Genomic DNA, 22,600 nt, shown 5'->3' with positions numbered 1-22,600 from the left:
CCTTTGTGTATCTCTAGTAGAAAAAACTAAGCGCGCTTAATCTCGTGCCCCACAAATTCCTCCAAAGTCGTAAACATATCATCTACCGAAAGCGCTTCGAAATCAGGATGGTTTTTCAGGAAATTGGCATTCAGCGTAATTAGGTTTTCTTCTAATTCGTAAAAAGTATCGTTGTTTAATAAATCTTTGGTTGGGTTTACGCCTTCTAATTTTCCGCTTAGAAATTTATTCAGCTTTACACTGCTCATTAATTTGACTTTTTTGCTTTGTTGCTGAAATAATTCCAAGTGTTTTTCGGCGCCAATCAACGCCAAACCTTCTTCAATAAGTTCGTTCAGTTCCTTATTCCAACCCGATTTATGAACGAATTGAGCAAAATTTCCTTCTGTATATTGTGACCAGTAATAATCCAGATAATAACTCATCAAAGCATCTTCGTGAATAAATTCGTCATCGACATTTTCCTCGCGCATTAAATTAATTACCGAAATATTAGAATGAATAACATCCTGAAGATTTTCACTATTCATTGCCGTTTCAGAAACTATTATTCTACCAAATTCCTCCATTTTGTTTTGTTTTGAGATTATTTTGCAAATTTCCATTAAATAAAAACAGAAAAGAAATACAATCTGAATTAAATCACATCAGATTCGTCACTATTCTTTTTTTTGTTCATTTTTGCCACCAAAGCTTTCAATCGCATCGCGCGTTCTTTTTTTTCAGCCTGAAGTTTAGCTTTTTTCTTATTGAGCAATTTGGTATGCAAAGCCTTGTTTTTGGTATTTTTTTCGGGTCCTTTTGCCATGATTTTTGCTTCTTTGATACGTTTATAAAATTCGTAAAGATTGCTTTTGCAAATTTCGGTGAAATAATGATATAAATGATAATAATTTTTTGAGCGTTTCCTTCGGCCGGGCTATTCGCTGCAAGTCCTCGCACTTCCTTCGTCAGGCTGTGGGCTTTCCGCTGCTATCCCTAACGCAACCTTCACAAAAATAATCATCTGTTAATAAGGAGAATAAGAAAACCTCAAAACCAATTCTCATAACTTAAAACCAAAACCATGAAACAGATTATTACCCTTTTCAGTATTCTTTTTTTGTTAGTGGGCTGCAATAGCGATGATTCTGGCACATCAAATATTCAATTTTCAAAAATTGTTCAGGGCGATCATTTTAACGGAAATTATAATAATCCGAAAGCGAATCTGGTTATAAAAGATCAGACAGAATGGAACAATTTACTTTCAAAAATCAATCTTCTTACCAACGCAAATACTATTTTTCCTGACCTTAATGTTGATTTTGCCAAATATGAAGTTATCGCCGTTATTGATGAAGTTCGGCATTATGGTGGCTATTCTATAAATATTACTAAAATTACTGAAACCAATACAACACTCTTTGTTACTGTTGGACAATTAAATCCAGGCGGTTTGAATGTTGTAATAACACAGCCTTATCATATTGTCAAAATACCAAAAACCAATAAAAAAGTAGTTTTTAAATAAATCCGTAAAGTGTAGATTTTTAATCTGGGCATAAAACAATAAGACTTAACTTTACGTTTTGCAATGGACTAAAACCAACCCGATGAAAAACTACATTATCGCAATTATTTCGCTTTTATCCTTTTCGATGTATTCGCAAAGCAGATATGAACTACAAGATAAAGGAAATGAAAAAACCTATCTTTCTGATTATATCAAAGATATGACCGAAAGAAAAATAATTTCAGCTGAACCCATAATTGTGGTTGACGGAAAACCATATCGTTTCCAGGATTTAGAGAAAGAGAAACTTCCATTATATAAAAATCAAATTGAGAAAATAGTCCCTCTTGACAGACCAAAAGGAATCGCTATTTATGGAAATATTGCCGAAGCCGGAGTTTTAATTATCACTACAAAGAAAAAGTAGCTTCTAATAATGAATAACCAATTTAAAAACTTGACGTTATTTTTTGCTTTGGGAATATTATCTATTCTAGCAGGTTTGATTTATGCGATAATATTGTTAACCGGAAATTCAGCAGAAGATGGATTATTGGGAATTTACATGCTACTTGGTTTTATTCCCATAATTGTAATTATAGTAATTGATCGGTTTTTGGTTCGTAAGTTTGGGAGTCAAAAAGTCAATAAAGTTCAGTTTTATTTTCTGTTATTTGTTATACTTTTATGGATTGTTAGGGCGATTGCTAATCTGTAATTATATACTAAATAATCTCAAATGACTCCAACCTTCTTCCCCACTCAGGAAAAATTCAGAGAATGGCTAGAAAACCATTATCAAAAAGAAACCGAACTTTTAGTCGGTTTTTATAGAGTTAGCACCAAAAAACCAACAATGTCGTGGTCAGAATCTGTAGATCAGGCGCTTTGTTTTGGCTGGATTGACGGTATTCGAAGAACAATTGACGAAGAAAGTTATACGATCAGGTTTACACCCAGAAAGAAATCGAGTATTTGGAGCGCCATAAATATTAAAAAAGTCGAAGTACTCACAAAAGCCGGATTAATGAAAGAAGCCGGAATAAAAGCTTTCCAATTCAGATCTGAAGAAAGATCTAAAATTTACTCGCATGAAAATGAAGCGTATGTTCTCGATCCTGAGTTCGAAAAGCAATTTAAAGCCAACAAAATAGCCTGGGAATATTTTAATGCACAAGCACCATCGTACAAAAAAGTAATAATTCACGTAATTATGAGCGCCAAACAAGAAAAAACAAAACTTGCAAGACTTGAAAAAGCAATACGTTTTAGCTTTGAACAAAAAAGAATGTTATAAAAAATATAATATTCACATTAGTGTAACCTTAGTTAACTCACAAATCGTAACTTTATTTTATATTTTCTATCCAAAAATTTCATTTAAAAACCACAAATAATGACCGAAAGAACAGCCTTACAATACTATGTTTTAGATGTATTCTCGAATAAAAGTTATAAGGGAAACCCTTTGTCTGTTGTATTTACAAATGGTGATTTGGAATTAGAAACTTATCAAAATATATCAAAGGAATTTGGTTATTCAGAAACTTCTTTTGTTTATTATTCTGTAAAACGAAAAGCATTACGAGTTCGTTCGTTTACCCCAACCGGAATCGAAATTGATGGCGCGGGACATAATTTACTTGGTGCCGTTTGTGGTGCTTTGCTTAGAAAAATGCCCATTTTTGAAGAACAAAATGAAAGTGAGCCTTTTGTAGTTATGAAAAACTCGCCAATACCTTTAACGGTAAGTTTTGATCCGGTTACGCAATATCCGGTAGTGCAAATGCATCAAAAATCGGCAGTTATTAAAGAAGAAATCCCAACTTATAAAATAGCAGTGGCATTGGGTTTAAAAATTGAAGATTTAGACGTAAATGCTTTTGTTCCAACAATTGTAAAAACGGAAGTTGCGCATACAATGGTTCCCATAAAAAACAGTCAATTGCTTAATAGTTGTGTTCCTGATAATCAGCTTTTAATCGAAATTTCGAAAGAATATAAATTTGAAGGTTTTTATTGTTTCACCATTGCCGATGAAAATCAGGAACATATAGTCGAAACAAGATTTTTTAATCCAATAATTGGAATAAATGAAGATCCTGCAACAGGAACGGCAGCCGGACCCTTAATTGGATTTTTAACACAAAAGAAATTCACTAAATCCGATAAAGAATATAAAATTCTGCAAGGTGTAAAACTAAAACAGCCTTCGGTTATTGAAGTTATGAACCGTGAAGAAGATATTTTGGTTGGCGGTTCTTCGATTATTACGATGCGTGGGGAATTATATTTATAAAAAAAGCTGCATGATGCAGCTTTTTTTATTCTAAACAGAAAACAGAATTTATTAATTCGTTTTCATTGGTGGCAAATCGAATGCGATCGAATCGTGTTCGAAGTTATTACGGTGTCCGCCATCGCAAAATGGTTTGTTTGCAGATAATCCGCAACGGCAAAGTCCTAATGCTGATCTTCCCTGAAGTCCGTAAACAGTTCCTTCTGAATCCATGATTTCGAAATCACCTTCTATTTTTATAGATCCGTTTTTATTGATGATTAATTTTGTCTTGCTCATAAAATTGTCTTTGTTTTTTCAGGACAAAGATTGCAAAATAAATTCTTAAGATTTTATGTGGAGTGCTAGTTTAAACTGGTTCTATTTTATTTGTTATTTCACAGAGATGCGCAAGAAAAACGCAGAGATACACAAAGATTGTCAGACTGAGCGAAGTCGAAGTCCCGAAAAGATTATCAACATTTCAATTGACGTATAATATGTGTCGTTCCTACGGAACTTAAATCCATTAAAAACCTAGCGGAAATACCTTCTAAATCGACAATCTTTGCGGGACTTCGACTTCGCTCAGTCTGACAAATTGGGTCGGCTTTCTTTGCGTCTCTGCGACTTTGCGAGAAATTGACTTTGCATTATAACAAAAAAACTTTGTGAATCTCTACGCTTTTTCTTTGCGAATCTCCGTGCAATAACAAAATCTCAATTCTATTGCTTATTTTTGCACTCAATAAAATTGAGTTATGATACAAAATCCAAAGAGATATACTATTACGGCGGCTTTGCCTTACACCAACGGACCTATACATATTGGGCATTTGGCGGGGGTTTACGTGCCTGCAGATATTTATTCGAGATATTTACGTTTGCAAGGAAAAGACGTTGCGTTTATTTGCGGAAGTGATGAACATGGCGTTGCAATTTCGATGAAAGCCAAAAAAGAAGGAATTACACCACAAGAAGTTATTGATAAATATGACGGAATTATTCGAAAATCATTCGCTGATTTCGGGATTTCGTTTGATAATTATTCCAGAACTTCGGCTAAAATTCATCATGATACAGCTCAGGAATTCTTTAGAACATTGTATGATAAAGGCGATTTTATTGAAGAAGTAACCGAACAATTGTACGATGCAAAAGCAAATCAGTTTCTGGCAGATCGTTTTGTAGTGGGAACTTGCCCTAGATGTGGCAACGACGGAGCTTACGGAGATCAGTGCGAAAATTGCGGTTCGACTTTGAACGCGACGGATTTGATTAACCCGAAATCGACGATTACCGGAGAAACTCCAATTTTGAAAGCTACGAAACACTGGTTTTTACCTTTGGACAGATATACTGAATTCTTAACAGAATGGATTTTAGTCGGACATAAAAATGACTGGAAACCGAATGTTTACGGACAAGTAAAATCCTGGGTTGATGGCGGATTGGAACCTCGTGCCGTAACGCGCGACCTTGATTGGGGAATTGATGTTCCGGTTGAAGGTGCCGAAGGAAAAAAATTATACGTTTGGTTTGATGCGCCTATTGGATATATTTCATCTACGAAAGAATGGGCGGCGCGCGAAGGAAAAGACTGGGAACCATACTGGAAAGATGAAGACACAAAACTGGTTCACTTTATTGGGAAAGACAATATTGTTTTTCACTGTATTATTTTCCCTGCGATGCTTAAAGCCGAAGGAAGCTACATTTTGCCGGACAACGTTCCAGCAAATGAGTTTTTGAATTTGGAAGGAAATAAACTTTCGACTTCTAAAAACTGGGCGGTTTGGTTACATGAATATTTAGAAGAATTTCCGGAGAAACAAGACGTTTTGCGTTATGCATTAACTTCAAATGCTCCTGAAACTAAGGATAACGATTTTACATGGAAAGATTTTCAGGCAAGAAATAACAATGAATTGGTTGCTATTTTTGGTAACTTTATTAATCGTGTTGTAGTTTTAACAAATAAATATTACGACGGAATTATCCCAACTCCGAATGAATTTACTGAAGTTGATGAAAAAACTTTGGCTGAATTAAAAGCGTATCCAGCCGTGATTTCAAGTTCGGTTGAGCGTTACAGATTCCGTGAAGCTTTGGGCGAATTGATGAATGTTGCCCGTTTGGGAAACAAATATCTTGCTGACGAAGAACCTTGGAAAGTAATGAAAGACAATCCGGAGCGTGTAAAAACCCAAATGTATGTGGCGTTGCAAATTGCTGCTGCGTTGAGCGTTTTGGCTGAGCCGTTTTTGCCTTTTACTGCCAGTAAGTTGTCAAAAATCCTGAATTTAGGCAATCTTAAAGAGCATTTTGAAGGATTTAGCAAGTTTCTAAAAGAGAAGAATCCTGAGGCAAAAGATATCATAATTGATAAAAAATTGGGTTGGAATGATATTTCTGAGAATTCAGATTTAATTCCGGCAGGACATAAAATTGGCGAAGCAGAATTGCTTTTCGCAAAAATTGAAGACGAAGAAATACAAAAACAAATAGATAAATTGGAAGCTACAAAAACTGCAAATCTTGCCGAAAACAAACAACCGGAACCTCAAAAAGAATTGATTCAGTATGAGGATTTCGCTAAAATGGATTTACGTGTAGGAACCATCATTGAAGCTGAAAAAATGCCAAAAGCCAACAAACTTTTGGTTCTGAAAATTGATACTGGAATTGACGTTCGTACGATAGTTTCTGGAATTGCCGAAAGCTTTTCGCCAGAAGAAATTATTGGTAAACGTGTTACGGTTTTGGCCAACTTAGCGCCAAGAGCTTTACGCGGAGTTGAAAGTCAAGGAATGATCTTAATGACAACAAACGCCGAAGGAAAATTAGTATTTGTAAATCCTGATACTGATGCACCAAATGGAGAAACGATAAACTAGCTTTTTTTGTGAAAGGTTAGTTGTGAAATGTTAAAACATGAGAATTTTCTCATGTTTTTCTTTTTGTCTGAGTTTATAATTGTAAGTTTGTCTTGCAAAAATACAGTAAGGAGCAATCCTTGAAACTTTATAGTTAACATAAGCGAATCCCTCGCCACGATGTTCCTGCGGAAACAATGGAAATTCTATCCTTACGGGTATTTTTGCACATCTAAAGCGAGGGTTTCGTGCGTTTAATATTTTCGAATATGCAAAAAGAAAATGAAAAAACATCGGAGCCAGATGTAATAACGGCAATGGCAAAATTCCTTTCGGACCTTTGGTTTGAAGATGATTTTAGAGATCAACCGGAACATTTGTCCGAGATTTTCGAGACAATTCTACTAACCGAAATGGGCGATGACCAAGATCTCCGAATCAAAATGGTAAGTTCGATTAGGACTAGTAAATTGTTAGCAAACACGCTCGGTCCTTTTTCGGATACGGAAATCAACAATGCCTGCAAGAAAATCATGAATGCATAATACCACTCAAAAACAAGTTTGATCCCACCTTTTATTTGTTAATCATAATTTGAAATGTGCCGCTAGGCACTAAATGTTGGTAGAAACATCAATTGAAATAAATATAGCGTGCCGTAGGTACGCAATAGATATCGTTTTGTTGCGTACCTACGGCACGCAAACGAATTTTGAATCAATTTTTTGCTACCAACATTTAGTGCCTAACGGCACATTTTTTATTCTTAATTTTTGTCACATCAAAAACGAAGGTTTTGTTTTATGTTTCCTTTTTTTGCTAAAGAAAAAATAAGATCTTCGTAAAAATTAAAACCATCAAAAAATGCTTAAAAATCTACTTTTTAGTTCCCTACTTTTAATCAGCTTTGTTTCTTTTTCTCAAAATATTGTAAAAGAATTTGATTTGAAATTAGAAAAGAAAAGAGACTTTTTTCAAGTAGTAAATGAGGATAAAAAAGAAATTATTCTTTTTTTGAATGACAAAGAGAAAGTTACCTCTATAAGATTTGATGAAAAATTTAACATTATAGATTCTTTGACTACTGCAAGACCGGAAAAAAAATATGAAAACATCATTGGTTATAGTCAAAAAGATAATAATTATTTTGTTTTTTGGGCATCAGAAGATAGAAAAGAAATCGTTTCTCAATATTTTAATTTCACAACAAAAGAAACTAATACAACTCCAATTAGTCTCGAATTAAAAAAGGAAAAAATAGTTAAAGAGCTTACTGTAAATAATGTCTTTTATCTCATTACCATTGTAAAAAACACGAGCATTTTAAAATTTTATATTTCAGATGCTAATGGTAATCTAAACGAAAAAACGGTAGATTTATCTGAGTTAGAATTCAAAAATATATTTGATCATACTGAAAATTTATATACTGTTTTAACGGATGAATCTTCAAATCCTAATTTCCAAACTATAGCTAACGATAGTCCACCATCATTAGTGCTGAGTTCTAAAAGATACAAAATTTATACCTATAATCCAGATGAGATTATTTTTACGATTGATAATACTACGCATGCAACACAGGTTTTAAGGATTAATCTTCAGGATTTCACATCAAATCTCAAATCGATTCCACAACAAAAAATAGTCAAAGGAGAATATGGTGCAATAACATTTAGATCAAATTCATTTTTGATTGACAATAAAATTCTTCAGGTAAAAACTAATTCTTTCGTTTTGTTTCTAACAATTAGCGATTTAAGTGGCAATAAAATTAATGAATATAAAGTTTTACATGATGAGGAAATCGGTTTTAAAAATTCTGGTTTTTTTCAGCAAAAGAATGGCCTTTTCTCGCTAAAGGATGCCTCTTTTTTAATTGCAAAAAACATTAAAAATTCGGAGCAATTTCTTAGACAAATTAATGACTCTCCAAGCATATCATGTTATAACTTAAATGGTGTCTATTATACTGTTTTAGGAAGTTCAGAAGATGTATCTCACGCAAGTGGCGGAATGTCGGGAATTGGAATAGCTCCCGGAGGAATGGGTAATGGAATGACATTTCTTCCTTCTCAAAAATGTTATACTGTAGAAAATTTGATTTCTTATAAGGATAAAATTGTAGTTTATACGAATTGTCTCTTTGATGCTAATTTTAATCATCTTGATGGTGAAATGAAAACCTCAGCTTTTGACAAAGTCAGAACATTTCTAGAAGAAAATAAAGAGCTTAAAGAAAATGTTGGCTTATTTACCAAAAGTCTGTACAAAGATTTAATACTTTTCAAATTCGGCAAAAATTTATATCTGGGAAACTATAACAAAGAGGGCAAAAAATATCAAATTTTTAGTTTTAGTGAATAATAAAGATCGCTAAATAATTAAAACAAATTAAAAATAAAATGAAAATCACCAAACCAAGATTAGCCTTAATCTGCGGCATACTTTGTATTTCGATATTCCCGATATTGATAAAACTAAAACTGGCACCAGGATTAATCTCGGCTTTTTACCGAATGACTTTTGCGGTGACTTTGCTTTTGCCTTATGTACTTATTACAAAAAACTTTAAACTCCCAAAAACAAAATTCCTGCTTTTGGCGGCACTTTGCGGTGTTTTATTTTCTTCGGATGTTGCGGTTTGGAATATCGCCATTCAGGATTCAAGCGCGACTCAGGCCTCATTATTGACAAATTTATCACCTCTTTGGGTTGGCATTGGTTCTTTTTTATTTTTAAAATCAAAACCGGCTACTAATTTCTGGATCGGAACCGTTGTTTCATTATTCGGGATGGTGACTTTGGTTGGTTTTAGCTTTTTTATGGAATTGAATTTTAATCAGGCTTTTCTATTTGCCGTTTTATCCGGAATTCTATATTCAATTTATCTTTTGGTCAGCAAAAATGTACTTTCTCATGTTGATGTTTTATCGTTTATGACCATTAGTTTATTGGCTTCAAGTCTTTATTTAGGAATACTTTGTTATTGTTTAGATCAGCCTTTTTCCGGTTTTTCAGATACGGGTTGGTTTGTTTTGGTACTTCAGGCTGTTATTTGTCAATTGTGTGCCTGGCTTTCTATTAGTTATGCCACGCAGCACATGCGCGCAACCCGAGTTTCGTTAAGTTTATTGAGTCAGGCGGTAATTACATCCATATTAGCTTGGTTGTTTTTGGAAGAACGAATAACTTTACAAATGGTTTTGGGCGGAATTATTCTGCTCTTCGGAATCAGGATTACATTTTATGACAAGACTATTTCATTGAAAAGACTGTTTTCTAAGAATTATGATTGAGAAATGGCACGCGGATGACGCGGGTTTAATAGATTTACGCGGATTGATTTTAAAATAATTCGTGAATTCGTGGCGGAAATAGTCTCTCGCAGATTTGGCAGATTGAGCAGATTCAAAAAAAATCATTTTAATCTGTGGCAAAAAAATTAGTGATAATTCGTGAATTCGTGGCGGAAAAAGTTTCACGCAGATTTAAAGAGATTTAAGCAGATTTTTTAATAATCTTTGAAATCATTTAATCTGTGGCAAAAAAATTCGTGAATTCGTGGCGGGAAAAACCTGAAACAAGAAAAACTTGAAACAAAACTTTCTACGTGGCAAAACCTGAAACAAAGAAAACCTGAAACCTGAAACAAATCTGCATGCAGCAGAAAACTTGAAACAAAAACATCATGTTAGATAAAAACAAAATACCAAATTTAAAAGTAATTGCATTTGATGCCGATGATACTTTATTTGTAAACGAACCTTACTTTCAGGAAACAGAACACAAATTTTGTGCTTTGATGGAAGATTATCTTTCGCATCAGGGGATTTCGCAAGAATTATTTAAGATCGAAATTAAGAATTTACCTTTATATGGTTACGGAATCAAAGGCTATATTCTTTCGATGATTGAAGCTGCGATGAATATTTCGAACAATACAATTCCGATTGAAGTAGTTGAAAAAATCATTCAATATGGAAAAGAATTACTCCAAAAACCAATCGAACTTCTGGACGGAATCGAAGAAACACTACAATCTTTACACGGAAAATATAAGTTGGTTGTTGCCACAAAAGGCGATTTAAAAGATCAACACAGCAAATTGCACCGTTCAGGTTTGGGACATTATTTTCATCATATCGAAGTAATGTCAGACAAACAAGAAATTGATTATGAAAAATTACTAGGCCGTTTAGACATTCAGCCTGAGGAATTTTTAATGATCGGAAATTCACTAAAATCTGATGTTTTGCCGGTTTTAGGAATTGGAGGTTACGCCGTTCACATTCCGTTTCACACTACTTGGGAACACGAAAAAATTAATCACAAAGTAGAACACGAGCATTTTAGTTCATTCGAAAAAATTACTGAAGTCGTTAAGAACTTATTATAATGAAAACACTTTTAGATCTTGAAAACTGGAATAGAAAAGAGCATTTCCAGCATTTCATACAAATGGAAGAACCTTTTTTTGGTGCAACCGTAGAAATTGATTGTACCAAAGCCTATCAAACTGCAAAAAGTCTTAAAACTTCTTTCTTCATTTATTATTTACACAAAACATTAGTTGCCGTAAATGCAATTGAGAATTTTAAATATAGAATTTCTGTTAATCAAATATACATCAACGATCGTATCGATGCTTCGGCAACCATTGGTCGTGAAGATGGTACATTTGGGTTTTCATTAATAGCATATGATTCGGATTTTAAAATCTTCGAACAAAATGCTTTAACAGAAATCGAACGTATTCAAAATACAGCCGGACTTTTTACCCGATCATTTGATGATGATAATCTGATTCATTTCTCAGCAATTCCCTGGTTAAATTTTACCTCCCTTTCTCATGCACGCAGTTATACGTATCCGGATAGTTGTCCAAAAATTTCTTTTGGAAAAATGATTATAGCTGAAACTGGCAAAAGAACAATTGCTATGTCAGTTCATGTGCATCACGGATTAATGGACGGTTTGCATGTAGGTCAATTTGTCGATTATTTTCAGGAACTTATGAATCAATAAATAGTCTTATTGCGCATCTTTATCTGTTTAACCTTATCTTATCGTGTTTATGGCTTATTAAGTCAGTTTATGCTTACAATAAATTGTTGTTTTGACGAAAATTTTAAAATCTCAAATAACAATGAAAAAGACTGTACTTACTTTAGCAATAATGTTAGGTTTAACAAGCCTTCATGCGCAAACAGCAAAAGAAAACAATACTGAAACCAACTATAACAAATGGTCTATAGAAGTGGCTGGTGGAGTTAACAAACCTCAACGTCCATTCTCAGCAAAAGAATATTATACTTCTTTTCCAAGTCCTTTTACAGTTGATTTAGGAGTTAGATATATGTTTAACAACAAATTCGGTTTAAAAGCTGATGCTGGATACAACAGTTTTACCGATGGTGGCAGTTCTGCAAACTTTGACTCAAAATATTACAGATTTGATTTGCAAGCTGTCGCGAATCTGGGCAGAATCATGAATTTTGAAACCTGGACTAATACAATTGGTTTATTAGGTCATGCTGGTTTTGGTTTAGCTCAGTTAGAAAACAAAAATCTACGTAAAAACGATAATATCGGTAATTTCATTGCTGGTGTAACTGGTCAAATCAGATTATCTGATCGTTTTGCTTTAACAGGTGATATTTCAACTATTCTAAACGCTACTCAGGATGCAACTTTTGATGGAGTTTATCGTAATAATAATGAGCGCGGATTCTCGGGAATCATTTTTACAGGAACTGTTGGATTAAATTATTACCTAGGAAAACAAACTAAACATGCTGACTGGGTTGTAATAAATCAAAATTCAGATCAAACAGATCTTAGCGGTCTTCAGGCACAAATTACTAATCTTGAAGCTAAGTTAAACGCAAAAACTGCTGAGCCTAAATATGTAGAACAAAAAGAAATTAACTACGAGCAGCTTGCAGCAAGTTCAAGCAAAGAAACTATCAAGAAAATGATTAATGATGGTTATATTGGGACTTATTTTGAATTTAATAAATCTACTCCAACAGATGTTTCTACTTACGGAATTGATTTTATTTTATCTTATTTAAGAAACAATCCTTCAGCTTCTGTTGATATTATTGGACATGCAGATGAAATTGGAAGTTCAGCATACAATACTAAATTATCTGATGCAAGAGCTAATAATGTTAAGTATACTTTAGAAAAAGCAAACATTGCATCTTCAAGATTAAATGTTGTTGCAGCAGGATCAGATACTTCTGTAGATAAAACTTCTGAAGGAGCAAGAATGCTTACAAGAAGAGTTACTTTCAAAGTAAAATAGTTCTTTCTAACATAGAAACGAAGCCTTAAAGAAAATTCTTTAGGGCTTTTTTTATATCTTTAAGGGAGATTTTTATTTAAAAATCAATGTTAGCTGATTTTTTTTCTTTGTAAAAAACTATATCTGATAGTAAAAGTTTGCGTTTGAATTGTTTTCATGATGCATTCATTGCTATCTAAAAAATAAAGAGATAAATTTGGAATTATTATTGTGGATAAAAACAAATGAAAAAATTACTCCTCTTCTTTCTTTTAATCTATAAATCTGTCCTGTTTGGTCAAACGGTATTGAATACTTATCCGTTAGATTTTAAAAAATTTGATATAAACAATCAGATTCTTAATGTCGAAGATACAACAACACATGACGTTTTTGTTTTTGCAGCGAACACTCAAAATATTACCATTTTGAAGTATAATAGCGCTTTGTTCTTAAAGAATGAATTTACTGTTTCGCGTACTAATCTGGAAAACAAATCAATAATTGGATATAGTTTTAGCGATGATGGCAACCCAACTTTATATTGGGCTTCGGAAGATTATAAAACTATTCTGGTTATCAAATATTACCTGGAAAACAAAACCTATAAAGCCTTAAGTTTTGAATTTCCTTCTGCAACTCAAAATGTCATTACAACATTTCAGGAAAATAATTTATTTTATATACTTTCTAAACATGCAACTCAGCCAGCATTATTTGTTTTTGTTTTTAAAAACGGAGTTGTAGAGGAGAAAGCATTTGATTTTTCTTCTTTTACTTTTCAAAATAGAAAAACACAATCCTTAACTTTTAATCAGATTTTAGAAGAGAATCCGATTGAGAAAATGGAACCAGACGAATATAATCCTTTAAATAAAACCACAAAAAAAAGCAAAATTTATATGATGAACGATCATATAATTTTGACATTAGATCATAATCCGAATAAAACGCAGGTTTTCGATATCAATTTAGAAGCTGATAATGTGTCTGAGAGAAACTTTACACAATCTGTTACTCAAAATCCGAAAAAGTTAAGCAATTCGTTTTTCCATAATAATAAAATCTATCAGATTAATGCCACTCCCGATGAACTTTTATTTGATGTGAAAGATTACAATTCCGGTGAAACCATAAAAAGCTTTAAGGCCTCTAAAAATGATACAATCCGTTTTAAAAGTTCACCTTTACTTTCGCAAAGGGATAATCCAAAACCGGCCGAGTTAAAAAAAACAAGCAAATTTTTACAGCGTCTTTCTTATTTGGAAATAGGTTTGTCTGTTTTTAAAAATAATCCAAACACTTTAATTACCTTGGGAGGAGTTCCAAGAATTCAAAGAATGTATTATACTGTTAATGATGAGTTTTATACTTGGGATTACGCACAGCCTTTCCATTCTGAAAGTGTATTTTTTGAAAGTACACTGAACCAGGATTCTGAATTTGTAAATGCTCAGCAACAGCCTCTTGCGCTTGATAATATCAATTATTTTTTAGATCAGAATAAAAAAGTACTATTGCCAAACATCTTAAAATTCAGGAATTATTATATTTTAGGATATTACGACAGTTCTTCAAAACAATATGTGATGCGTAAATTTACTGATGGATTTCTGCAGGAAGAGTCAAATCCGATTATTAACAAAGCTATTTTTTCGAAATCATCACCTTTTGATAAACCTTAATTTTATTGAGAATTAATCCAAATGCCTTATGATTCGTAGTTTGAAAAAACGGTTTGGATTATTTTTTTTAACTTTACAAAAAAGACACAATTATGCTATCAAAAAATATTGAATCGGCTTTGAACAAGCAAATACGCATAGAGGCAGAATCTTCGCAAACCTACCTTTCTATGGCTTGTTGGGCTGAAGTACATGGATTAGAAGGAATCGCACAATTTATGTACACACAATCAGATGAAGAGCGCGCACATATGCTTAAATTAGTTAAGTATATTAACGAACGCGGAGGTCACGCTCAGGTTACCGATCTAAAAGCGCCAAAAACATCCTATTCTACATTCAAAGAAATGTTTGAAGCACTTTATAATCACGAAATTTTTGTTTCAGAATCTATTAATGAATTGGTTCACATTACTTTTCAAGAAAAAGATTATGCAACTCATAATTTCTTGCAATGGTACGTAGCTGAACAAATTGAAGAAGAAGCTACAGCTAAATCTATCTTAGATAAAATCAACTTAATTGGAGATGACAAAGGCGGACTTTATTTGTTTGATCGTGATATTCAGCAATTAACGGTTACAAGCTCAATTGCTATTAATCCAAAATAAAAAAGTTAAAGTTTATTTAGAATACTTAAAAATAACTATTTTCTTTTATATTTGCCTCTGTTTTTAAATACGGAGGAAATTGAGCAAGAAAGAAAAAGATAAGGACAAGAAAAAGGATAAAAAGAAAAAGAAGAACAAAGCTATCCTTGGGAATATTAAAAAGTTGGAAAACTGCAAATCTTCCTGCTGTGAGAAATACAAAAAAAGCGAAAAGAAACGCTGCTCACGATGTCCTATGTTTGATTTATTCAAAAAAACTGCTTAACTTACATATACAAAAACCCACCAATTAATTTGGTGGGTTTTTAGTTTAAACTACATTCGCCTTCTTATTTAAAGACTCAAATTAAATTATGGAAAACCAAATTACGATACCCAAATCCAGTCTTGATTTTTTGCAGCAGCTTAAAACAAACAACAACAAACCCTGGTTTGAAGAAAATAAACCAAAATACTTAATTGAATTAAATCATATTGAAACTTTTGCAGGTGCTTTGCTTCACGAATTATCTAAAACCGATGTTTTAGAAACGGCTTCCGGAAAAAAAAGTGTTTATAGAATTTACCGTGATATTCGTTTTTCTAAAGATAAAACGCCGTTTAAAACCTTTTGGGGAGGAAGTTTTACCAGAGCAACAAGTCAAAGACGTGGTGGTTATTATTTTCATCTTGAAAAAGGCAATAGTTTTATGGCAGGTGGTTTTTGGGGACCAAATGCTGCAGATTTAAAACGCATCAGAAGCGAATTTGGTCACGATGCTAAAACGTTTCAAAAAATATTGAAATCAAAATCATTTGTCAATACTTTTGGGACTTTGCAAGGCGAACAGCTTAAAACAGCTCCAAAAGGTTTTGATGTAAATCATGAAGCAATTGATTTACTTCGTTACAAACAATTTTTGGTCATTAAACGTTTTACCGATGACGAAGTTTTAAGTCCGATTTTTTTAGAACAGGCTTTGGAAACACTCAAAAACATGAGGCCATTTTTTGATTATATGAGCGAAGTACTTACAACAGATATAAATGGTGCTTCTGTTTTGTAAAACGCTAAAATATAAACCCGGCAAGTAAAAGCTTGTCGGGTTTAAATATGAATTTTTAAACGTTATTTACTTAGCAATAAAATCTCATTCACTACAACTTCCGTTATATATTTCTTTTCTCCGTTTTTGTCATCATAACTTCTGTGGGTTAGTTTTCCTTCAATGGCAACTTCTTTTCCTTTTTCAACATATTTCTCGATAATTTCGGCAACCCTTCCCCAAGCCGTAACGCGATGCCATTCGGTTTGCTCTACTTTTTCGCCTTTGTCATTCGTATATTTTTCATTTGTTGCGATTGTCAAATGAGCTAACTTTTTTCCGTTTTCTAATGTTTTTACTTCCGGATCATTTCCTGCGTTTCCAATTAATTGCACTCTGTTTTTAATTCCGTTCATGGCGTGTACTTTTTTAATGTTAGTGTAAATGAATTCTTTATATAAATTCAACAGGGCAAAGATGCGATGGCACTCAAAAGATATTCGGTAGCAAACTATTTACTTTCGGTTGTAAATATTTGTAAGCGTTTGTAAATGGAAATATTTTCGTATATTTGAGATAAATCTTACGATATGCAGACAAAAATCAATAAAGTTGAGTTACGAAATCTAGCCATAGATGACTATAAACAATTAAAAAACTCAATGATTGAGTCTTATCCTGAAATGGCAAATTCATATTGGGCAATAAAAGACATTGAAAAATTACTCTCTATATTTCCGGAAGGCCAACTTGTTATTTTAGTTGATGATGTAGTTGTAGGATCAGCATTATCGATAATTGTTGACGAAAAATTAGTAGACAAAAGACATAATTACAAACAAATTGTTGGCGATTATACTTTTTCGACACATAATAAAGACGCTGAAATTCTATACGGAATCGACGTTTTTATCCACCCAAATTATCGTGGTTTACGATTAGGCCGTCGTTTATATGATGCCCGAAAAGAACTTTGCGAGCAATTAAACCTAAAAGCAATTGTTTTTGCAGGAAGAATTCCGAATTATGCGCAACATGCCAAAAAAATCACGCCAAAGAACTACATTGATAAAGTAAAACACAAGGAATTACACGATCCGGTATTGTCGTTTCAATTAAGTAATGACTTTCACGTTTTACGAATCATCAAAAATTATTTGGAAGGCGACGAAGAATCTAAGGAATTTGCGGTTCTTTTAGAATGGAATAATGTCTATTATGATGAAAGTCCGAAACTTATTAATCTCGAAAAAAGCGTTATTCGGTTAGGATTGGTTCAATGGCAAATGCGCCCGTTGAATAATCTTGAAGAGTTTTTTGAGCAGGCTGAATTTTTTATTGACGTCGTTTCAGGTTATGGAAGTGATTTTGCCTTATTTCCGGAACTTTTCATTGCACCTTTAATGGCCGATTATAATCATTTATCAGAAGCAGAAGCGATTCGTGAACTTGCGAGACATTCTGACCCAATCAGAAAACGTTTCCAGGAATTTGCCATCTCCTACAACATCAATATTATTACCGGAAGTATGCCTCTTTTAGAAAACGGAAACTTATACAATGTTGGTTTTTTATGCAAAAGAGACGGAACTTCAGAAATGTATACCAAAATTCATGTTACACCAAACGAAGTGCAGCATTGGGGAATGAAAGGCGGATCTGAATTTCGAACTTTTGATACGGATTGTGGTAAAATTGGAATCCTGATTTGTTATGATGTAGAGTTTCCGGAACTTTCTAGAATTCTGGCCAACGAAGGAATGAATATTTTGTTTGTTCCGTTTTTAACCGATACTCAAAATGCTTACACACGTGTAAAACACTGTTCGCAGGCACGCGCAATCGAAAACGAATGTTATGTTGCGATTGCCGGCTGTGTTGGTAATTTACCAAAAGTGAATAATATGGACATTCAATATGCGCAGGCGTCTGTTTTTACACCTTCGGATTTTGCTTTTCCCAGTAATGGAATAAAAGCAGAAGCAACTCCAAACACAGAAATGACTTTGATTGTTGATGTCGATTTGAATTTGCTTAAACAGCTTCACGAACACGGAAGTGTGAGAATCTTAAAAGACCGAAGAACTGATTTGTACGAAATTAAAAAAATAGAGCAATGAAAACATGCCTTGAATGTTCCGAAAAAATTGTTGGACGGGAAGACAAAAAGTTTTGTTCAGACAGCTGTCGAAATGCCTACAACAACAAAATAAATAAAGACAGTACTAATTTCATGCGAAATGTAAACAACAAATTACGAAAAAATTACCGTATTTTGGTCGAGCTAAATGCTGAAGGAAAATCTAAAGCAACACGGGATAAAATGATAAACAAAGGCTTTGATTTTGACTTCTTTACCAATGTTTTACAAACAAAAACAGGAAATACCTATTATTTCTTGTACGACCAGGGATATCGCTCGTTGGACAATGATTATTTTATGCTCGTTAAAAAAGAAATATAGTACCTATTTATCATGAAAAAAAACCCCACCTCAATTCTTGCCATAATATGCATTTTAGCCATTCTGGGTATTATATATGCCACAATGATGCCGCAATGGATTTCTAAAAATGAGGAAGCACTTGCTGATTTTTCGACCGAAAGAGCGCTAAATCAAGTTGAAATTATTGCACAAAAACCTCATTATGTAGGATCTACAAATCATGAATTAGTCGCTAATTACCTTAAACTGGAACTAAACCGGATTGGTTTAGAAACCTCAACTCAGGAAGGATTTACGCTTAATGACAAGGGGCTTTTAGTAAAATCTAAAAATATTCTGGCCCGCATTAAAGGAACCAATAATACAAAGGCACTTTTATTGCTTTCTCATTACGATAGTGCTCCGCATTCTTTTTCTAAAGGCGCAAGCGATGATGCGTCAGGAGTTGCAACAATACTAGAAGGAATCAGAGCTTTTTTATACGCAAAACAACCTCACAAGAATGATATAATTATACTTTTTTCAGATGCTGAAGAATTAGGTTTAAACGGAGCAGCACTTTTTGTAAACAAACATCCGTGGGCAAAAGATGTTGGTTTGGTTATCAATTTTGAAGCCAGAGGCTCTTCCGGACCAAGTTATATGCTGATGGAAACCAATAAAGGAAATGAAGCTCTTGTAAAAGAATTTTCGAATGCAAAAACGACTTATCCGGTTTCAAATTCATTGATGTACAGCATTTACAAAATGCTTCCAAACGATACTGATTTGACTGTTTTTAGACAACAAGGAAAAATTCAGGGATTTAATTTCGCTTTTATCGACGGACATTACAATTACCACACACAACAAGATGATGTTAAGCATTTAAGCAAAACAACTCTTGCGCATCAGGGAACTTATTTGATGCCTTTACTAAAATACTTCTCCAATACGGACTTAAACAAAACCGAATCATCTGAAGATAATGTTTATTTCAGCGCTCCGTTTTCATTTATCAGTTATCCTTTTTCATGGGTATTACCAATGACAGTTGTGGCGCTGGGTTTGCTGATTCTTTTTATTTTTATTGGAAAAGTAAAACGTGTCATCACTTTCAGAGAAATTTTCAGAGGATTTGTTCCGCTTTTAGGTTCACTGATAATTGCCGGTTTAGTAACCTTTTTAGGATGGAAAATCATTTTACAAATCTATCCGCAATATTCAGATTTATTAAACGGATTTACTTATAATGGCCACGCTTATATTGGCGCATTCGTAACACTGAGTATCGCCATTTGTTTTGCGTTCTATCATCATTTTTCTGAAGCCAGAGTGACCGCAAATCATTTTATAGCACCATTATTAGTCTGGATTGTTATAAACGGATTTTTGGCAAATAGCTTAACAGGTGCCGGATTCCTGATTATTCCGGTTTATTTTGGAATCATTTTATTTGGAATTTACGTCCTCACCCAACATTCAAGTTTAGGTTTAAGTTTATTATTCTGTATTCCTGCCTTAGCAATTATAGCGCCTTTTATTGTAATGTTTCCTATTGGTTTAGGTTTAAAAATCCTTTTCGGAAGTGCCATTTTAACTGTTTTACTCTTTGGGTTATTGCTTCCAATATTTGGTCCTTTTATCAAAAAAGGAGTCTGGACTATGGTCTTTTTCGCAACTTCACTTATTTTCTTTATATATGCAGGTTATCATTCCGGTTATGAGTACGGTGAAGCAAAATCAAACAGTTTATTGTATGTTTATAATGCCAATACAAACTCTGCTGTCTGGACAACTTACGACACGAATTTAGACGAATGGACTAAAACCTATTTGGGCGAAAAGAATCAAAAAGCTGTTGGTTTAAATACTCTTCCGCTAGCAAGCAAATACAATTCGACTTTTAGTTACAGCGCAATCGCTCCAGTAGTTGATGTACCAAGACCAACTATTGCTTTCTTAAAAGACAGCGTTGTTGGCAACAATAGATACTTAAAAATTAAAATTACGCCAAACCGCAAGGTAAACCGTTACGACATTTTTGCCAATCCAAAAATGACATTCTACAATTTTACAGCAAATGGCGTTTCAACTTCTGAACAAAAAGGAAATCGTCTCGAACGCAATGATTCAAAAATTTTATGCTATTATGTAGTAGGGAATGAACCGCTTGTTTTAGATTTTTACATCAATAAATCGTCTGTTTTTGATATGGATTTAATCGAAAGTTCATTTGATTTAATGACCAATCCGTTGTTTAAAATCAAACCAAGAAGCGACTGGATGATGCCAACTCCTTTTGTATTAAATGATGCCGTTTTAATTCAGGAAAAAATAAAAAGACAGACCGAAACTGTAGCTCCTATAACTCCTGCAACGACAGTAAAAGATAGTATTACTATACCAAAAGACAGTTTGAAACCCGCTGTTATTAAACCAGAATAGTACTGTAAAAAATTAGTTTCTAATAAACCAATCAACTATGAAGAAAATATTTCTGCTTTTCATTATTGCAAGTTTCTCTAATGCAAATAGCCAAACCTTAGAAGAAAAAATAGCAAAGAAAGCGTGCGAATGCCTTGAAAAAAGTTCAGAAATAACAGAAAATATTTATAGGGATTGTTTAACCAATTCTATGGCAGAAGTAGTTTTGAGCGATAAAGATGCTAAAGTCAGAGAAGGAATAAATACGGTGGACGGAATTAAAAGTTTGCTTCAGCAATCAGATGAAGCAATCTCTAAAACCTGTAATAAGTTTTTGCCAAAAGCAGCTGAAAACAAATCTGATGTTTTTTATTCGGAATCAAAAAACAAAAGCGCACAGAATTCATATATTATCGCAAAGGATTTTATGCGGGACAAAAACTATAAACTAGCTATTGAAGCTCTTCAGCTTTCATTAAAAGAAGATCCAAATTTTGTTCTAGCTCTTGATGATATTGCCGTTTGTTACAGACAATTAAACGATTATGATAATGCGATTAAATATTACAAAAAATCACTTGCCATTTATCCGGAAGGCGATTATGCCTTAATGAATATTGGTGTTGCCTATACTTTAAAATCAGATTACAAATCAGCAATTGAATATTATGAAAAGCTTATAAAATATCAGCCTAATAATGCCGAAGGTTATTTTGGGGCCGGAAAAAACTATTTTGAACTGCACAATGACGAAAAAGCATTGAATAATATTTTTATCGCACATAGAATTTACACCATAGATAAATCTGAGTATGCAAAAGATACTGAAGTTTTTATGAGTGCTATTTATCAAAAAATGCAAAAAGAAAACAAAGAAGATGTATTCAAAAAAATTGCTGCAGAAAATAATATCGCAATAGAATAAAATCGATTACAAGATATAAAAGGGCAAGCTTTAGAATTTAAAGTTTGCCCTTTTTTATTAGCATGCACATTCAACTTTCAATCCTGCTTTAACGCCGTTTGTTCCCTCGGTCGAATAACCATCAAATTTCCACCACTCTATTCCGCCAATTAATTCTTTTACTTTAAAACCCAGTTTTGCCATATTCAAAGCGCCTTTTGTCGAAGCATTACAGCCAATTCCGTCGCAATAGGTTACGTACAAAACACCTTTATCTAAATGTTTTGTGCTTTCAACAGTCATTTCGCGATGCGGCATATTAATCGCTGTGGGAATATGTTCGGCTTCAAAACCAAAAGCTTTTCGGGCATCAATAACAATTACTTTTTCTCCGTTATTCAAGGCATCAAACAAATCCGAAGGATCCATTTCGAAGGCCAATTTGTTTTCATAATGTTTAATCTGTGCTTCCATTTTTTTACGGTTTTAATGATTTGTTTTTCCAAAAGTAAACCAACATTATATCCCATAAAAACGAAAAGAATTCATCATCCTGATTACTTTTTTTCATACAAAAGCCAT

25 protein-coding genes are annotated in these 22,600 nt (G+C 33.4%); 20 read left to right on the top strand and 5 right to left on the bottom strand.

Annotation, left to right across the window (positions count from 1 at the left end; translation table 11 throughout):
• Positions 1 to 26: 26 nt before the first annotated feature.
• Positions 27 to 569, bottom strand: a complete 543-nt coding sequence (locus tag ACZ0AH_RS01260) for a DMP19 family protein (RefSeq protein ID WP_463474084.1) — start codon at positions 567 to 569, stop codon at positions 27 to 29.
• Positions 570 to 637: 68 nt separating this feature from the next.
• Entirely contained in the window at positions 638 to 808 is a 171-nt protein-coding gene (locus ACZ0AH_RS01255; RefSeq protein ID WP_463474083.1) for a hypothetical protein, read from the bottom strand.
• Positions 809 to 1,066: 258 nt separating this feature from the next.
• On the opposite strand from ACZ0AH_RS01255, the gene ACZ0AH_RS01250 reads away from it, so the two are divergent.
• The 5 genes from ACZ0AH_RS01250 (at position 1,067) to ACZ0AH_RS01230 (ending at position 3,794) form a co-directional block, all read left to right on the top strand.
• Complete coding sequence (locus ACZ0AH_RS01250) at positions 1,067 to 1,513, top strand: protease complex subunit PrcB family protein (RefSeq protein ID WP_463474082.1); 447 nt, start codon at positions 1,067 to 1,069, stop codon at positions 1,511 to 1,513.
• A gap of 82 nt (positions 1,514 to 1,595) precedes the next feature.
• Complete coding sequence (locus ACZ0AH_RS01245; protein ID WP_463474081.1) at positions 1,596 to 1,922, top strand: hypothetical protein; 327 nt, start codon at positions 1,596 to 1,598, stop codon at positions 1,920 to 1,922.
• Positions 1,923 to 1,931: 9 nt separating this feature from the next.
• Positions 1,932 to 2,213 (top strand): hypothetical protein, encoded by a 282-nt coding sequence (locus ACZ0AH_RS01240; protein WP_463474080.1) that lies wholly within the window; start codon positions 1,932 to 1,934, stop codon positions 2,211 to 2,213.
• 21 nt (positions 2,214 to 2,234) lie between these two features.
• Positions 2,235 to 2,792 carry a YdeI/OmpD-associated family protein gene (locus ACZ0AH_RS01235; protein WP_463474079.1) on the top strand — a complete coding sequence of 186 codons (558 nt, stop codon included), beginning with the start codon at positions 2,235 to 2,237 and terminating at the stop codon, positions 2,790 to 2,792.
• A gap of 99 nt (positions 2,793 to 2,891) precedes the next feature.
• Entirely contained in the window at positions 2,892 to 3,794 is a 903-nt protein-coding gene (locus tag ACZ0AH_RS01230; protein ID WP_463474078.1) for a PhzF family phenazine biosynthesis protein, read from the top strand.
• Positions 3,795 to 3,845: 51 nt separating this feature from the next.
• On the opposite strand, the gene ACZ0AH_RS01225 is transcribed toward ACZ0AH_RS01230, so the two are convergent.
• Complete coding sequence (locus ACZ0AH_RS01225; RefSeq protein ID WP_042563543.1) at positions 3,846 to 4,073, bottom strand: CDGSH iron-sulfur domain-containing protein; 228 nt, start codon at positions 4,071 to 4,073, stop codon at positions 3,846 to 3,848.
• Positions 4,074 to 4,534: 461 nt separating this feature from the next.
• Here ACZ0AH_RS01225 and metG point away from each other — a divergent pair, with 461 nt between their 5' ends.
• The 11 genes from metG (at position 4,535) to ACZ0AH_RS01170 (ending at position 16,283) form a co-directional block, all read left to right on the top strand.
• A complete protein-coding gene (metG, locus tag ACZ0AH_RS01220; protein WP_463474077.1) occupies positions 4,535 to 6,670 on the top strand; it encodes a methionine--tRNA ligase in 2,136 nt (711 codons plus the stop codon).
• Between the two features lie 227 nt (positions 6,671 to 6,897).
• Positions 6,898 to 7,194 carry a hypothetical protein gene (locus ACZ0AH_RS01215; RefSeq protein WP_463474076.1) on the top strand — a complete coding sequence of 99 codons (297 nt, stop codon included), beginning with the start codon at positions 6,898 to 6,900 and terminating at the stop codon, positions 7,192 to 7,194.
• 319 nt (positions 7,195 to 7,513) lie between these two features.
• On the top strand, positions 7,514 to 9,016 hold the full coding sequence (locus tag ACZ0AH_RS01210) for a hypothetical protein (protein ID WP_463474075.1): 1,503 nt from the start codon (positions 7,514 to 7,516) through the stop codon (positions 9,014 to 9,016).
• 38 nt (positions 9,017 to 9,054) lie between these two features.
• Complete coding sequence (locus tag ACZ0AH_RS01205; protein WP_463474074.1) at positions 9,055 to 9,948, top strand: DMT family transporter; 894 nt, start codon at positions 9,055 to 9,057, stop codon at positions 9,946 to 9,948.
• A gap of 392 nt (positions 9,949 to 10,340) precedes the next feature.
• Positions 10,341 to 11,048, top strand: coding sequence for an HAD family hydrolase (locus ACZ0AH_RS01200; RefSeq protein WP_463474073.1), 708 nt, complete (start codon positions 10,341 to 10,343; stop codon positions 11,046 to 11,048).
• Positions 11,048 to 11,677 carry a CatA-like O-acetyltransferase gene (locus ACZ0AH_RS01195; RefSeq protein ID WP_463474072.1) on the top strand — a complete coding sequence of 210 codons (630 nt, stop codon included), beginning with the start codon at positions 11,048 to 11,050 and terminating at the stop codon, positions 11,675 to 11,677. The genes ACZ0AH_RS01200 and ACZ0AH_RS01195 overlap by 1 nt, the downstream gene beginning before the upstream one ends.
• A 121-nt stretch (positions 11,678 to 11,798) precedes the next feature.
• Positions 11,799 to 12,962, top strand: coding sequence for an OmpA family protein (locus ACZ0AH_RS01190; protein WP_463474071.1), 1,164 nt, complete (start codon positions 11,799 to 11,801; stop codon positions 12,960 to 12,962).
• Between the two features lie 224 nt (positions 12,963 to 13,186).
• A complete protein-coding gene (locus ACZ0AH_RS01185) occupies positions 13,187 to 14,626 on the top strand; it encodes a hypothetical protein (protein ID WP_463474070.1) in 1,440 nt (479 codons plus the stop codon).
• Positions 14,627 to 14,718: 92 nt separating this feature from the next.
• A complete protein-coding gene (locus tag ACZ0AH_RS01180; RefSeq protein ID WP_463474069.1) occupies positions 14,719 to 15,237 on the top strand; it encodes a ferritin in 519 nt (172 codons plus the stop codon).
• Positions 15,238 to 15,316: 79 nt separating this feature from the next.
• Positions 15,317 to 15,502, top strand: coding sequence for a hypothetical protein (locus ACZ0AH_RS01175; RefSeq protein ID WP_463474068.1), 186 nt, complete (start codon positions 15,317 to 15,319; stop codon positions 15,500 to 15,502).
• 88 nt (positions 15,503 to 15,590) lie between these two features.
• Complete coding sequence (locus ACZ0AH_RS01170) at positions 15,591 to 16,283, top strand: DUF2461 domain-containing protein (protein WP_463474067.1); 693 nt, start codon at positions 15,591 to 15,593, stop codon at positions 16,281 to 16,283.
• 62 nt (positions 16,284 to 16,345) lie between these two features.
• Here ACZ0AH_RS01170 and ACZ0AH_RS01165 read toward each other — a convergent pair whose 3' ends face one another.
• A complete protein-coding gene (locus ACZ0AH_RS01165) occupies positions 16,346 to 16,678 on the bottom strand; it encodes a single-stranded DNA-binding protein (RefSeq protein ID WP_463474066.1) in 333 nt (110 codons plus the stop codon).
• A 174-nt stretch (positions 16,679 to 16,852) separates the two neighbouring features.
• Between ACZ0AH_RS01165 and ACZ0AH_RS01160 the strand changes: the two genes are divergently transcribed.
• Genes ACZ0AH_RS01160 through ACZ0AH_RS01145 form a run of 4 tightly spaced genes read left to right on the top strand, consistent with a single transcriptional unit; the run spans position 16,853 to position 22,039 of the window.
• Complete coding sequence (locus tag ACZ0AH_RS01160) at positions 16,853 to 18,382, top strand: GNAT family N-acetyltransferase (protein WP_463474065.1); 1,530 nt, start codon at positions 16,853 to 16,855, stop codon at positions 18,380 to 18,382.
• Positions 18,379 to 18,726: a hypothetical protein gene (locus tag ACZ0AH_RS01155; protein WP_463474064.1), complete on the top strand. Its 348-nt coding sequence runs from the start codon at positions 18,379 to 18,381 to the stop codon at positions 18,724 to 18,726. The genes ACZ0AH_RS01160 and ACZ0AH_RS01155 overlap by 4 nt, the downstream gene beginning before the upstream one ends.
• A 12-nt stretch (positions 18,727 to 18,738) precedes the next feature.
• The gene (locus ACZ0AH_RS01150; RefSeq protein WP_463474063.1) at positions 18,739 to 21,135 is read left to right on the top strand and encodes a M28 family peptidase; all 2,397 of its coding nucleotides are present in this window, start codon (positions 18,739 to 18,741) and stop codon (positions 21,133 to 21,135) included.
• Between the two features lie 37 nt (positions 21,136 to 21,172).
• A complete protein-coding gene (locus tag ACZ0AH_RS01145; protein WP_463474062.1) occupies positions 21,173 to 22,039 on the top strand; it encodes a tetratricopeptide repeat protein in 867 nt (288 codons plus the stop codon).
• 57 nt (positions 22,040 to 22,096) lie between these two features.
• Here the strand turns inward: ACZ0AH_RS01145 and ACZ0AH_RS01140 are convergent, their stop codons facing one another.
• A complete protein-coding gene (locus ACZ0AH_RS01140; protein WP_463474061.1) occupies positions 22,097 to 22,492 on the bottom strand; it encodes a rhodanese-like domain-containing protein in 396 nt (131 codons plus the stop codon).
• Between the last annotated feature and the right edge of the window lie 108 nt (positions 22,493 to 22,600).

This window comes from Flavobacterium sp. AC105 (assembly GCF_979258495.1).
Note: the sequence above shows the minus strand (reverse complement) of the source record. Positions and strands in the feature narration are given on the sequence as shown.